Raw genomic sequence first — 13,451 nt, 5'->3', positions numbered from 1 at the left:
GTCGAATACGGACACCGCCGATTCGATCCCTGGCCAGACAACCGGAAGTAGGATCTGACTGATGCCGAACGAGGCATGGAAACGTCTGCTCGAAGGCAATCATCGCTTCGTCGATGACGTCCCGCAGCACCCCAATCAGGACACTGCCCGTCGTGAGGCGCTGTCGAACAACCAGATGCCGTTCGTGACCCTCTTCGGCTGCTCGGATTCCCGAGTCGCAGCCGAGATGATCTTCGATGTCGGCCTCGGCGACATGTTCGTCGTGCGCAATGCAGGTCAGGTCGTCGATCCAGTCACCCTCGGCTCATTGGAGTACGGCGTCGAGATTCTCGGCACTCCCCTGCTCGTCGTGCTCGGGCACGACAGCTGCGGTGCGGTGACAGCGGCATACAACTCCTACGACTCCGGGGAGACTCCTCCCGGGTTCATCTCTGATGTCGTAGCCCGGCTCCTGCCCACTGTGGCCAGGGCCCGCAAACACAATCGCACGACCGTCAATGAGACGGTCGCACAGAACACCATGGACACTGTCGAGAAGATCATGCAGCTCTCGGCGATCATTGCTCGCGCAGTCGAAGAGGGCCGCCTCATCATCGTCGGTCTGACCTACCAGCTGCATGACGGCCGTACGACTGTCGTCGCACAACACGGCGGCGACGAGGACGCGGTCTCAACCCACCTCGCATGACCACGGCCGCTTCTGCGGCCGAGACACAATGACGAACAGCCCAGACATCATGTCGGAAAGGACAACTATGAGCGAAGAATATCGCATCGAACACGACACCATGGGAGAAGTGAAGGTTCCCAAAGATGCTCTGTACAGCGCACAGACACAGCGCGCCGTGCAGAACTTCCCGATCTCGGGCAAGACCCTGGAATCGGCACACATCGCCGCTCTGGCTCAGGTGAAGAAGGCAGCGGCGAAGGCCAACCTCGAGCTCGGAGTCCTCGACGCTGACCGGGCCGAAGCCATCAAGAACGCCGCCGACGCTGTCATCTCCGGCGAATACGATGCCCACTTCCCCATCGACGTGTTCCAGACCGGTTCGGGAACCTCCTCGAACATGAACACCAACGAGGTCCTCGCCTCGCTGGCGACCAAGGCCCTCGAATCCCAGGGCATCGACGTGCACCCCAATGACCACGTCAACGCTTCGCAGTCCTCAAACGACGTGTTCCCGACCTCAGTCCACGTCGCCGTGACCAAGGCTCTGGTCAACACACTGATCCCGGCGATGGAGACACTGGCCTCCTCGCTCGAGAAGAAGGCGAAGGAATTCGCCTCAGTCGTCAAATCGGGCCGCACCCACCTCATGGATGCCACCCCGGTGACCCTGGGACAGGAGTTCGGCGGCTACGCGGCGCAGGTCCGCTACGGCATCGAACGCATCGAGGCCTCACTGCCTCGCGTGGCTGAAGTGCCCCAGGGCGGAACCGCTGTCGGCACCGGCATCAACACCCCGGCCGGATTCTCCGCTCGCGTCGTCGAGATCCTCGCCGAGGAGACCGGCCTTCCCATCACGGAAGCACGCAACCACTTCGAGGCGCAGGCCAACCGCGACGGACTCATCGAAGCATCAGGCCAGCTGCGCACGATCGCCTACGGCTACATGAAGATCTGCAACGATCTTCGGTGGATGGGATCGGGACCGAACACCGGCCTCGGCGAAATCGCCATCCCCGACCTGCAGCCCGGTTCCTCGATCATGCCCGGCAAGGTCAACCCGGTCATCTGCGAAGCCACGATCCAGGTCGCCGCCCAGGTCATCGGCAACGACACCACCGTTGCTCTGTCCTCGACCAACGGTGCCTTCGAGCTCAACGTCGGCATCCCGGTGATGGCGTCGAACCTGCTCGAATCCATCCGTCTGCTCGCGAACTCCTCGACCGTCATGGCCGAGAAGATGATCGACGGGCTCAAGGCCAACGAGGAGCGCGCCCGCTTCCTCGCCGAGGCGAGCCCCTCCATCGTGACTCCGTTGAACAAGGTCATCGGCTACGAATCGGCAGCGAAGATCGCCAAGCACGCCGTGGCCAACAAGATGACCGTGAAGGAAGCCACGATCGACCTCGGCTTCGTCTCCGACGGTTCCATCACCGAGGCTGACCTCGACAAGGCCCTTGACGTCACAACGATGATCGGCGACTACAAGTAAGCCACACAGCTGCACGTAGGTTTTACAGCAGATACATCGCACAGCGAGGGGCCGGTTGCCAGGACATCACATCCTGGCAACCGGCCCCTCGCATTCACCTCATCGGGCGCAGACCGCAGCGTCGAGAACAGACTCCAGGGAGTCGCCCCTCAAGGCCACGGTCGCCTATCGGCGCTGAGGCCGCCCGTCGACGCTGAGGCCACCCCTCGACGCGGAGGCTGCCTGTCGACGACGACGTCTCCTCGCGAGTCCCCCGTGCGAGTCCCCGATGCGCGGTTCGCGGTACTCGTCCCGAGCCTAGCTGCGGAAGGGATCGAACTCCTCGAGCACATCGGTGACCAAGGCTGCGATCTCGGAGCGCTCCGACCTGGTCAGCGTCACGTGAGCGAAGAGATCATGGCCCTTGAGCTTCTCGATCACCGCCGCTACGCCGTCGTGTCGACCCACCCGAAGATTGTCACGCTGAGCCACATCGTGGGTCAGCACCACCTTCGAATTCATGCCGATGCGAGACAGGACAGTCAGGAGCACATTGCGCTCCAACGACTGTGCCTCATCGACGATGACGAACGCATCATGGAGTGAACGTCCGCGGATATGTGTCAGCGGCAGCACGTCGAGCAGATCGCGGTTCATCACCTCTTCGATGACGTTCTTGCTGACCAGAGCGCCAAGCGTGTCGAAGACTGCTTCCGCCCAGGGGTTCATCTTCTCGCCTTCGCTGCCGGGCAGGAAGCCGAGGCTCTGCCCGCCGACGGCGTAGATCGGGCGAAAGACCATGATCTTCGAGTGCTTGTTCTCCTCCAGCACCTTCTGCAGCCCGGCCATGAGAGCGAGTGCGGACTTCCCCGTTCCGGCTCGACCTCCCAAGGACACGATGCCCAGGGCATCATCGAGAAGCATGTCGATGGCCACTCGCTGCTCAGCGGACCGGCCATGGACACCGAAGATGTCGCGATCACCACGCACCAGCGAGACCCGTTTGCCCGACCTGACGCGGCCGAGAGCGGAGCCGCGGGGTGAGGTGATGACGACTCCGGTGTTGACGACCTCATCGGCGACCGCCTCGGTGGTGGCCCATCCGTTCTCGTAGAACTGAGACATCTCGTTCTCGTCCAGCGACAATTCGCTCATTCCGGTGAACCCCGAGTCGGTGGCAAGCTCGGCAAGGTATTCCTCGGCCTGCAGGCCGAGGGCCGATGCCTTCACACGCATCGGCACGTCCTTGGTCACAACCACCACGTCCTGACCTTCGGCAGCCAGGTTCCGGGCGACCGCGAGGATACGGGTGTCGTTCTCCGAGCGGTCGAAGCCGACCGGCATCGTTGTCGCATCGACGTGGTTGAGTTCGACCCGCAGGGTCCCACCGGCGTCACCGACGGGAATGGGTTCATCGAGGCGATCGAACTCGGAGCGGAAGTCATCGAGGATGTGCAGTGCTTTTCGAGCGGTGAAGCCGAGTTCCGGATGATTGCGTTTGGCCTCAAGCTCGGAGACGACGACCAACGGAATGACGAGATGATGTTCTGCGAATCTCAGCAGTGCACCCGGATCGGAGAGCAGCACCGAGGTGTCGAGAACGTATGTGTGGACATGTGCGGTCATGAGGACCCCTGTGGCGTGAGTACCGCCGAGATCCGAGTCCTGACATCCCCCGATCTCGGGTTGGTGTCGACCAACTACTGCCAACCTAACCCCGAATCGGGGCCGTGTGGGCAACGGCACGCGTGTTCGGGAGAGTCGCTGTCGTGAACTTCGGATGAACCAGGGGCGGCCCGAGGCCTATTTGCCGAAACGACGCTGGCGCAGGCCGTAGTCGCGCACTGCACGCAGGAAATCAGTGCGCCGGAAGTCGGGCCAATAGGCCTCGCAGAAATAGAACTCCGAGTACGCGCTCTGCCACATGAGGAACCCGGACAGTCGCTGCTCACCGGAGGAGCGGATGATGAGATCGGGGTCCGGTTGGCCCTTGGTATAGAGATGTTCGCTGATCTGCTGCGGGGAGAGCTCGGAGATGATCGTCTCCAGGTCGGTGCCTTCGTCTGTGCGCAGGCGCAGCAGGGACTTCACCGCGTTGACGATCTCCTGCCGTCCGCCGTATCCGACGGCGACGTTGACGCGCATCTGGCAGTCCCCCTCCGAGGTGGCCGCCTCCAAACGTGCACGCAGGCCAGGTGGCAGGATCTCGAGGTCACCGACCAGCTGCACTCGCACCCCGTTGAGCGCTGCGATCTTCTCGACCAGGTCGGAGATGATCTCGATGAGGACTTCGACCTCCTCGGCGGATCTGGCGAGATTCTCCTTGGACAGAACGTAGAGCGTGACGATGTCGACATCGATCTCATCACACCAGCCGAGGAACTCGACGATCTTCTCGGCTCCGGCCCGGTGTCCGTCGGCGGTGGTGGCACCGAACTCCTTCGCCCAGCGTCGGTTGCCGTCGGTGATCACACCCACGTGCCTCGGCACCGGCACGGACTTGTCCAGCTCGCGCAGGAGCCGCCGCTCGTAGAGTCGGTAGAGCAGGCTCACCGGTCGCGCCACGCTGACCTCTTTCACACTCGATTTCCGGTCGGTTCGACCACAATACACAGTACTATCCCGAACGACCCCACGTCGGCGGCGGCGTCATCGAACATGCCACTGTTCAATCGTTCAGGTGGGGTCGATATCCTAGAACCATGAACACACCAGTCACTGAACCCTCATCATCCGGCTCCGACGGGCAGAGGACAGTCGACTCCACATCCGCTGCCCAGCCGCGTTCCGGCTACCCCGAGCACATTGCCCGCAGGCGCTCGGCTCTGCGCCGTGAGTTGGGCAAACTGGCTGGTCAGGTCAAGCCCAAACTGCGTGGTTGGTTCCACGCAGCCGCCTTTCCCCTGGCGATGCTCGGCGGGCTGGCGCTGGTCATCATCTCCCCCACGATCGAGTCGCGGATCGCTGCCTCGATCTTCGCCATCACCGGAATGCTGCTCTTCGGAACCTCGGCCGTCTACCACCGGGGACGGTGGCGGTCTCGGGCCCGGCTGATCCTGCGCCGTCTCGACCACGCAAACATCTTCCTCATCACCGCGGGGACCTATACGCCCCTGGCGGTGCTGGCCCTCAGGCCGGATCAGACGATTCTGCTCTTGTCCGTCCTCTGGGGCGCAGCGCTGTTGGGTGTCGCCTTCAGAACCATCTTCACCACCGCGCCGAGGTGGCTCTTCGTTCCCATCTACGTGGGCTTCGGGGTCGCCGGGGTCGGCTACATTCCCCAGATCTGGGCGGGCAACCCTGCAGTGGGCATCCTCGTCGTTGCCGGTGGCGTCTGCTATGTGACCGGTGCTGTGATCTACGGAATCAAAAAGCCCAACCCGTCACCGAAATGGCTCGGCTTCCATGAGATCTTCCACATTCTCACGGTCGCAGGCTATGGCTGCCACCTCGCGGCCCTACTCGTTGCCGCGGTGGCCGCTTACTAGACCTCTGACGACACCGGGCAGGTCTGCCGCTCAGTCCAGCGGGCAGTCCTGAAGGTCAGTCCTGTGACCGCGCAGATTCACCCTGCTCCGGCTTTTCCGCATCGGTCGTGGTTGTTGGCGACGCATCGGTCTTGGCCGTTGTCGACGTCTCGTCATCCGCTGTCGACGTCTCGTCATCCGCTGTCGACGTCTCGTCATCCGCAGCCGGTGCGGAATCCCCGGACAGCTTCGACTGGTTGGGCACTGCATACTTGCGCATCGGGATCGGGTAGGCGTCATCGGCTTGAGCGCGTGCGCGCACGCGGCGCACCCGTCGAAGGGCGTCGCGGATCAGGAAGATCACGACGATGACGATCACCAATGTCGACAGGAAGCCGATCGTGCCGGGAGTCACCAGGTCCGGGTCGGGGGCTCCGCTGGGGGTCGCGTCCTGCGCTGCGGCCAGAATCATGCACTCTCACCTGTCGCTTCGTTGTCTTCGTCTTCGTCCGGTGATGCGGGCAGCATGCCCTTGGCGGACACCTTGCGACCATCATCCAAGGTCACAGAGGCGAAAAGATCGGTCTCCTGGAAGTCTACGCCGGGTGTCAGAGGAGTCCGGCCCGTGTTGTCGACGGCAAGCTCGAATTCCTCCGTGGGCCAGTAGGTCCGCGCGGCCTTTCGCGATGCCGAGAAGAACCCACCCTCCGGATCGATCTGGGTGGCGTGGGACAGCAGTGCTCGATCACGCGAGGGGAAGAACTCTGCGCAGTCGATCGTCGTGCTCAGCCAGTTGACCCGCTGAGCATCGCGCTTCTTGAAGTCTTCGATGTGGTCGGCGAAGGGAGACTCGAGTCCCGCTTCAGTCATCTTCTCGTGGATGGTCACCCACTTCTTCGCCGACAGGTCCTGGTTGTAGTAGACCTTCTCAACCTGCCAGGGTTCGCCGAGCTCAGGGTTCTGCTCCGCGTCCGCAGCGGCGGCGACTGCCGCCATCGTCACGGCGTGGTTCTTGATGTGATCGGGGTGAGGGTAGCCGCCGAGTTCGTCGTAGGTCGTGACGACCTGGGGGCGGAAGGTGCGGATGATGTGGACCAGGGGCAGCATGGCCACCTCGTCGGGGACACGGTAGAAGCATCCGGGAGGAGTCTGATTGTCGAAGTCGCCATCGGGCAGGCCCGAGTCGACGTGTCCGACCCACACGTGTTCGGCTCCCAGCGCGGCAGCGGCTGTGGCCATCTCCTCGCGACGCAGACCGGCGATGTCGCGGCTGGCCTTCGGACTCTGCAGCAGGGCCGGGTTGAGGATGTCTCCGGCTTCGCCACCGGTCATGCTGGCGATGAGGACTCGTGCTCCCAACGCGGCGTACTTCGCGCTCGTCGCCGCACCTTTCGAAGATTCGTCGTCAGGGTGGGCATGAACCGTCAGCAGACGCAGTCCATGGTACGGAAGCGAAGTCATGTTTGGAGTGTCCCTTTCGAATCAGCCTGGTGACGTTCCGATTCCTGCGCAATGGCTGAAATGATCACAGGAGACGGATCGACTACTCTAGATTAGTGCGCAATGTTCGTAGATGAGGAATTCAATGACTGAGGTAACAGTGGAAAAACCACTGCAAGATGATCGTTACGGCCGCGTCCGGGAGCCCAAGAGGCGTCTCGGAAGAACGGCCAAGATCATCGCCGCAGTCATCGTCGCCGCCCTGATCGTCGCGATCGCATTCGTGGCGTTTCGTCCACAGACCACTCCCACGACACCCAGGACTCTTGACTATTCAGTTGTCGACTCTGCGTTAACACAGGTCACAGTGGCAATATTTCCCGACCAGGATCGCGATGTGCACTGCATTGTGCAGGCGACGAACGAATACGAGGCCATCGTCGGCTTCACCGAGATCACGGTCCCGGCCGATCCCACCGCTGACCCCAACTCGCCCCGACAGATGGGCATCGATCTGGCCACAACACAGGTCGCCTCCTCTGGCCACGTCGATTCCTGCTGGTTCGAATAGTCCCGCCGGTACCGCTCGAATCTGACTCACTCGCGCCCTCTACAACATCTGTATACGCGCGTGACGGAGATCATCGTTTTCGTCTGCAGATGCGTTAGACTGTAGTTTCACTCAACATCCGGGCGTACCCAACGCCCGGTTTTTCGTTGCCTGACGCGCCTGTCAGTGCACCGAACCGAAGAAGGAGAAGTCATGACCGAGGATGTCACCCAGGAAGAAACATGGTTGACTCAGGAAGCCTTCGACCGCCTGTCGCAGGAACTTGAACACCTCTCCGGACCGGGACGTGCAGAGATTGCTGAAAAGATCGAAGCCGCCCGCGACGAGGGTGACTTGAAGGAGAACGGCGGCTACCACGCGGCGCGCGAGGAGCAGGGCAAGCAGGAGGCACGCATTCGCCAGCTCGAGCTGCTCCTGCAGTCCGCGAAGGTCGGATCGAGCGACAGCGACGGCAAGACCGTATCCCCCGGTTCCGTCGTCACCGCGAAGGTCGCCGGAAACGACATGCGTTTCCTGCTGGGCAGCCGCGAGATCGCTGGCGATTCTGATATCGACGTGTTTTCAGAGAAGTCCCCGCTGGGCGCCGCGGTGCTCGGTGTGGCCATCGGCGGCAAGAGCAGCTACGAGGCCCCCAACGGCAAGGAGATCAAGGTCGAAGTCACGAACATCGAACCTTTCTCCGGCTGATCGAACAGCCTCGATCGGCTTGCAGCCGAGAGCAGCATAGAGCAGTGGGCGGGTGATGATCACCCGCCCACTGCTCTATTCACTTTGCGGCCACACTCACTGTGCGGCTCTGCTCGTTCGGACCCGCGGACCCGATCATTCGCGCCTGCCGGTCCCCTTGGAAGAATCGTTGGCAGATGTCTCCTCTGCAGACTCGTGGATGGCGGTATTCAGCTTGTCCTTGGCGCGTTCCAGTACGACCGCGGCCTCGTCTCCTTCACCGTCTGGATTCTGAGGTTTCTTGGCCCGGACGATGTAGGTCACGACCGTGTTGAGGACGGCGACCAGAGGAACCGCGAACAGTGCGCCGACGATGCCGAACAGGAAGCCGCCAGCGGTCACAGCGAGGATGACTGCCAATGGGTGGACCGACACGGCCTTACCCATGAGGAACGGCTGCAGGATCTGGCTTTCGATCTGCTGCACGGCAAGGACCACGCCCAGCATGATCAGTGCGCTGACCGGTCCGTTTGAGACCAGGGCGACCAGCACGGCCACGACGCCTGAGGCAATCGCACCGACGACGGGGACGAACGAGGCCAGGAACACGAGCACCGTCATCGGAATGACCAGCGGGATCCCAAGGAACGCCGCACCGATGCCGATGCCGATAGCGTCGACGCCGGCCACGAGGACCTGGACACGCACGTACTGGACGAGTGTGGTCCAGCCGCGCTCCGAGGCTCCGGTGGCAATGGGCTGAGCCGGCAGCGGCAGCAGACGCATCACCCAGCGGAAGATCTTCTCTCCGTCGTAGAGGAAGAAGAAGGTCGCGAACAGGCACACGGCGGCGCCGGTGAGGAAGGTGCCCACCGATGACGTCGCCTGCACGGCACCGCCGAGCAGCTGGGAGCTGTTGTTCTGGAAGAAGTTAGTGGCCGCATCGAGTGAATTGTTGATATAGCCCGAGATAGTCGAAGCATCGAGACCGAAGGGTCTGCTGGCCAACCAGTTGCTGATTCCGGAGAACCCGGTGATGACCTGATCGACGAGGTCTGGCATACCCGAGTAGATCTGCTGCCCAACGAGGGTGAAGAGTCCCAAGACGACGACGATGAAACCGATGAAGGCGATGAGTGCGGCGCCGACTCGGGGCAGCCCCTTCCTGACCATCCAATTGGTGAACGGCGCCAGGAGTGCTGTGAGCAGGAGTGCGATGAGCACAGGCAGGACGACACTCGAGATCTTCGCCAGCAGCCAGAGCGCGACTCCGACAGCGGCGAGCACGACGAGTGACCGCCAGGACCACGCGGCGGCGAGCTTGAGACCCGGAGCCACATAGGGGACGGCCTCGGCTTCGATGCGGCTGTGCGCGATCTCCTCTGCGCTGATGTCCTGAACACGCGAGGGCTGCTCGGATGGTTGGGATCGTCCGTTGTCACGGCCCTTGCGGAACGCGTCCCAGGCCCCACGGAACCGATTCGGGGATTGCTTCTTCTCATTGCAAGACATAACTCAACAATAGTTGTTGGGAGCTTGAGGGAAGTGCAATGATGACGGTTAAAGGAGGGAAATTCGTGGGAAAACGCATGTTGTACACCTTGGCCACCATGACAGGCACGGCCGTGGGTGTCGGAGCATCGGCCGTCGGTCTCCTCCGTCATCAGGCGGGTGCGCTCCGCAAAGCCTTCGATGAAGACGCACAGCGCACCTATTCCACCTTCGCCGAGGCGGTCGCTCCCCCACGCAACTACGATGACGAAGATTCCGCCGCGTTGGCGATCATCGGCGATTCCTGGCTCTGCGGAATCGATGTCGACGACCCGGCGCAGGCTCCCCCGAATCTCATCGCCCGTGGCCTGGGCCGCATCCTCGGAACGACTGTCCGAGTCCAATCGGCGGCGCGACCATCGGCCCTGTCCGAGGACCTGCCGCGCCAAGTCGATGAGATCCTGCGCTCCGCCTGGCTCTCACGTCAGCTGTCTGAGTCCTGGACCGCGCAGCGACGATTCGCAATCATCTCCATCGGCACCGGCGACATCATCCACCCGATCCACGGCACCATCGGCATTCCCGTGCTCACCCAGGCGATCAATCGACTCCAGCGAGAGGGCAGGTACACCGTCTTCGTCCTGGTCTGCCCCAACCTCGGCGGTCTTCCAGGTCTGCGCGACCCTCTCAGGACCTCACTGCGGCGAACATCGCGTGTGCTTGCCGGCTCACAGTGGCTGGCGGCTCTCTCAGCTCGCGCCACCCCGCTGCGGGCCACCGGTTCGCTGAGTGGGACCACACGGCGATCGCTGCTCAACGAGTCCGGACGCTTCCCCAGCACCTTGGGATACGCCCAGGTGTCCTCGACCGTCCTCGCGGCGATCGCTGATCGGCTCGATGCTCCCATCGACGTCGACCGCAGTCTCGACATCCCGGAGAAGGGCGAAGGCGCCCGCCGACCCACGCCAGAGACAGAGCCTCAGACTGAACCTGCTGTGCCTGCGGGACACGTCGCAGATTCTGAGTCAGGTGTCGAACGGGACCTCGCGTCGGAGGATGCTTCGTGATCCCTGTCGTTCTGGCCTCGCAGTCACCGTCCCGTCGCCAGATCCTCACCGCATCGGGAATCGACCCCATCGTCATCGTCTCCGAGGTCGATGAGCCCTCCATCGAAGCCACCTTCACGGGCACGGTCGGAGATCTCACCACGGCGCTGTCCGAGGCCAAGGCCCGTGCCGTCGTCGACCGTGTGCTCGCCACCTCGCCTGCCCAACTGGCCACAGCCGATACCGCGGTGATCATCGCCGGGGATTCGCTGCTCGAACATGAGGGTCAGGCGATCGGCAAACCTGGAAATGCTGAGCGCACGCGTGAGGTGTGGGCCGACATCGCCGGAGCCTGGACCGCTCTGCACACAGGACACACCATGGCTGTGCTCAGACGCACCAGCACCTCGGCGGCCGACTTTCAACTCGTCGACCTCCGCTCGAAACGGTCGACGACTTCGGTGCTCATCGGCGAGCCCACGCCCGAGGAACTCGACGCCTACATCGCCACCGAGGAGCCCTTCCATGTGGCCGGCGCTCTGACCATCGACGGCTACGGCGGAGCCTTTGTCGAGAGTCTTGCCGGTGACCACCTCACCGTGCTCGGCCTCAGCCTGCCGGTAGTCCGTGAATTGGTCAGCGACGCGGGCCTGTTCTGGCCCGATCTGTGGTCTCCACGCGGGTAGAATCGCTGAGAGCAGACGGACACGCCCGAGGTCTTTGAAGTTTTCGGCCGAACTTTTTATCTGTGTCCTACAAACGCTTGGTGTCGATCTCTAAATTGTTCTGTGATCGTACAAAGGAGCGTCATGACCACAGTTCTCCCCGAACCGTCGACCGCACAGCTGCACACCGACGTCCCCACTGCTGCAGTGCGCCGCGTCCTCATCGCCAATCGCGGTGAGATCGCCCTGCGCATCATCCGGGCCGCCCATGACCTCGGCGTCAAGGCCATCGCCGTGTACACCCGTGCAGATTCGGATGCTGACTTCGTGCATCTGGCTGACGATGCCTGGCTCCTCGACGGAGCCGGTCCCGGGGAGACCTATCTCGACATCGAGAAGATCCTCGCCCTGGCCAAGCGCTCCGGCGCCGATGCGATCCACCCCGGCTACGGCTATCTGGCCGAGAATGCGATGTTCGCTCAGGCTGTCATCGATGCCGGCCTGACCTGGATCGGCCCTCCCCCGGCAGCGATCGAACTCCTCGGCGACAAGTCCGGTGCCCGCGAGGTCGCCGAGGCTGTCTCTGCTCCCGTCGCGCCCGGCTCCGACGGTGCCGTCGCAGATCTGGAAGAGGCCGCCGAGGTGGCTCAGCGGATCGGTTATCCGATCGTCATCAAGGCCGTCCATGGCGGCGGTGGGCGCGGTTTCCGCGCCTGTGCCACTGCTGCCGACCTCGAAACCGCCTACACCGCAGCCACGCGTGAGGCGCTCAGCGCCTTCGGCCGCGGCGAATGCCTCATCGAGAAGCAGATCGTGCGACCACGACACATCGAAACCCAGTGCCTGGCCGATGCTCACGGAAACGTGCAGGTCCTCTCCACTCGCGACTGCACTCTGCAGCGCCGGAACCAGAAGATCGTCGAGGAGGCCCCAGCACCGTTCCTCGGCTCCGACCAGGAACGTCTCGTCACCGAAGCCTCCATCCGAGTGCTCGCCCACGTCGGCTATGTGGGGGCTGCTACGTGCGAGTTCCTGCTCGGCACCGACGGAACGATCATCTTCATGGAGGCCAACGCACGAATCCAGGTCGAGCACACTGTCACCGAAGAGGTCACAGGTGTCGACCTCGTCGCCTGGCAGCTGCGCATCGCCTCGGGTGAGCACCTGCCGGAGTCGTTCCCGCAGGTCCGCGGTCACTCGATCCAGTTCCGGATCAATGCCGAAGACCCCACGACCTACTTTCCTGCCACCGGCACGGTGAAGAACCACCGGGCCCCGGCCGGGCCGGGCGTTCGCTTGGACTCCGGCATCGGCGAAGGCAGCGTCGTCGGCACGGACTTCGATCCGATGCTGGCAAAGCTCATCATCACAGGAGCCGACAGGAACCAGGCGTTGGCGCGGGCTCGACGGGCCTTGGACGAGTATCGCATCGAAGGTGTGTCCACGCTGCTCCCCCTCCACCGCGTCCTCGTCTCCGACAAAGCCTTCGCCCAGGACTTCGAGGTCTGGACCAATTGGCTCGAGACTGCCTTCGTCAATCCACTCGCCGACCCACAACTAGGAGAACAGATGAGTACAGCAACCGACAGTTTCAGTGTTGTGGTCGAGGTCGACGGGCGACGGATGACCGTCTCGGTTCCCAAGGACGTCATCTCCGACCTCGGGCATGTCCCCAGCCCGAGTGTCCCGCGCCGCAAGCGCAGCCTCAGCCGCAAGGGCGCTCAGTTGGCCGACGATTCGAACTCACTCAACGCACCCATGCAGGGCACGATTGTGTCTGTCTCCGTTGCAGCCGGTGACACCGTCGAGGCCGGCGATACTCTGGCCGTCATCGAAGCGATGAAGATGGAGCAGCCTCTCAAGGCCGGTCATTCCGGCACCGTCTCCGAGGTGCTCGTCGACACAGGCGTCGCGGTGAGGTCGGGCGAGCCGATCATCCGTTTCGCCGCCTGAGACCGTTTCGCGGC

At 63.0% G+C, this 13,451-nt stretch carries 13 protein-coding genes; 8 read left to right on the top strand and 5 right to left on the bottom strand.

From position 1 onward, the window contains the following. The first annotated feature begins 61 nt into the window (after positions 1–61). Positions 62–688, top strand: a complete 627-nt coding sequence (locus tag CXR25_RS07525) for a carbonic anhydrase (protein WP_009883707.1) — start codon at positions 62–64, stop codon at positions 686–688. Between the two features lie 67 nt (positions 689–755). Next, entirely contained in the window at positions 756–2,159 is a 1,404-nt protein-coding gene (locus CXR25_RS07520) for a class II fumarate hydratase (protein WP_009883706.1), read from the top strand. 297 nt (positions 2,160–2,456) lie between these two features. Here CXR25_RS07520 and CXR25_RS07515 read toward each other — a convergent pair whose 3' ends face one another. Then, a complete protein-coding gene (locus CXR25_RS07515; RefSeq protein WP_069599923.1) occupies positions 2,457–3,764 on the bottom strand; it encodes a PhoH family protein in 1,308 nt (435 codons plus the stop codon). A gap of 177 nt (positions 3,765–3,941) precedes the next feature. Next, positions 3,942–4,703, bottom strand: coding sequence for an isoprenyl transferase (locus tag CXR25_RS07510; protein WP_009884666.1), 762 nt, complete (start codon positions 4,701–4,703; stop codon positions 3,942–3,944). A 137-nt stretch (positions 4,704–4,840) separates the two neighbouring features. On the opposite strand from CXR25_RS07510, the gene trhA reads away from it, so the two are divergent. Then, the gene (gene trhA / locus CXR25_RS07505) at positions 4,841–5,626 is read left to right on the top strand and encodes a PAQR family membrane homeostasis protein TrhA (RefSeq protein ID WP_096158596.1); all 786 of its coding nucleotides are present in this window, start codon (positions 4,841–4,843) and stop codon (positions 5,624–5,626) included. Positions 5,627–5,681: 55 nt separating this feature from the next. Here the strand turns inward: trhA and CXR25_RS07500 are convergent, their stop codons facing one another. Both CXR25_RS07500 and mca read right to left on the bottom strand, forming a co-directional pair. Then, the gene (locus tag CXR25_RS07500) at positions 5,682–6,077 is read right to left on the bottom strand and encodes a hypothetical protein (protein ID WP_241212400.1); all 396 of its coding nucleotides are present in this window, start codon (positions 6,075–6,077) and stop codon (positions 5,682–5,684) included. Continuing rightward, a complete protein-coding gene (gene mca, locus CXR25_RS07495) occupies positions 6,074–7,066 on the bottom strand; it encodes a mycothiol conjugate amidase Mca (RefSeq protein WP_069599920.1) in 993 nt (330 codons plus the stop codon). The genes CXR25_RS07500 and mca overlap by 4 nt, the downstream gene beginning before the upstream one ends. A gap of 124 nt (positions 7,067–7,190) precedes the next feature. Here mca and CXR25_RS07490 point away from each other — a divergent pair, with 124 nt between their 5' ends. Further along, on the top strand, positions 7,191–7,616 hold the full coding sequence (locus CXR25_RS07490; RefSeq protein ID WP_226829480.1) for a DUF4307 domain-containing protein: 426 nt from the start codon (positions 7,191–7,193) through the stop codon (positions 7,614–7,616). Positions 7,617–7,808: 192 nt separating this feature from the next. Beyond that, positions 7,809–8,303: a transcription elongation factor GreA gene (gene greA / locus CXR25_RS07485; RefSeq protein WP_069599918.1), complete on the top strand. Its 495-nt coding sequence runs from the start codon at positions 7,809–7,811 to the stop codon at positions 8,301–8,303. 135 nt (positions 8,304–8,438) lie between these two features. Here greA and CXR25_RS07480 read toward each other — a convergent pair whose 3' ends face one another. Then, positions 8,439–9,794, bottom strand: a complete 1,356-nt coding sequence (locus CXR25_RS07480; protein WP_096158594.1) for an AI-2E family transporter — start codon at positions 9,792–9,794, stop codon at positions 8,439–8,441. Positions 9,795–9,859: 65 nt separating this feature from the next. On the opposite strand from CXR25_RS07480, the gene CXR25_RS07475 reads away from it, so the two are divergent. The 3 genes from CXR25_RS07475 to CXR25_RS07465 all read left to right on the top strand — a co-directional run bounded on the left by CXR25_RS07475 (position 9,860) and on the right by CXR25_RS07465 (position 13,437). Next, positions 9,860–10,840 (top strand): SGNH/GDSL hydrolase family protein, encoded by a 981-nt coding sequence (locus tag CXR25_RS07475; protein WP_241212399.1) that lies wholly within the window; start codon positions 9,860–9,862, stop codon positions 10,838–10,840. Further along, on the top strand, positions 10,837–11,505 hold the full coding sequence (locus CXR25_RS07470; RefSeq protein ID WP_009884674.1) for a Maf family protein: 669 nt from the start codon (positions 10,837–10,839) through the stop codon (positions 11,503–11,505). The genes CXR25_RS07475 and CXR25_RS07470 overlap by 4 nt, the downstream gene beginning before the upstream one ends. Before the next feature lie 123 nt (positions 11,506–11,628). Then, the gene (locus CXR25_RS07465) at positions 11,629–13,437 is read left to right on the top strand and encodes an acetyl/propionyl/methylcrotonyl-CoA carboxylase subunit alpha (protein WP_009884675.1); all 1,809 of its coding nucleotides are present in this window, start codon (positions 11,629–11,631) and stop codon (positions 13,435–13,437) included. The last annotated feature ends 14 nt before the right edge of the window (positions 13,438–13,451 follow it).

It is taken from the genome of Brevibacterium aurantiacum (assembly GCF_003932995.1).
Taxonomy (GTDB): domain Bacteria; phylum Actinomycetota; class Actinomycetes; order Actinomycetales; family Brevibacteriaceae; genus Brevibacterium; species Brevibacterium aurantiacum.
The sequence above is the reverse complement of the archived record's forward strand: the minus strand, read 5'-3'. Positions and strand labels throughout refer to the sequence as shown.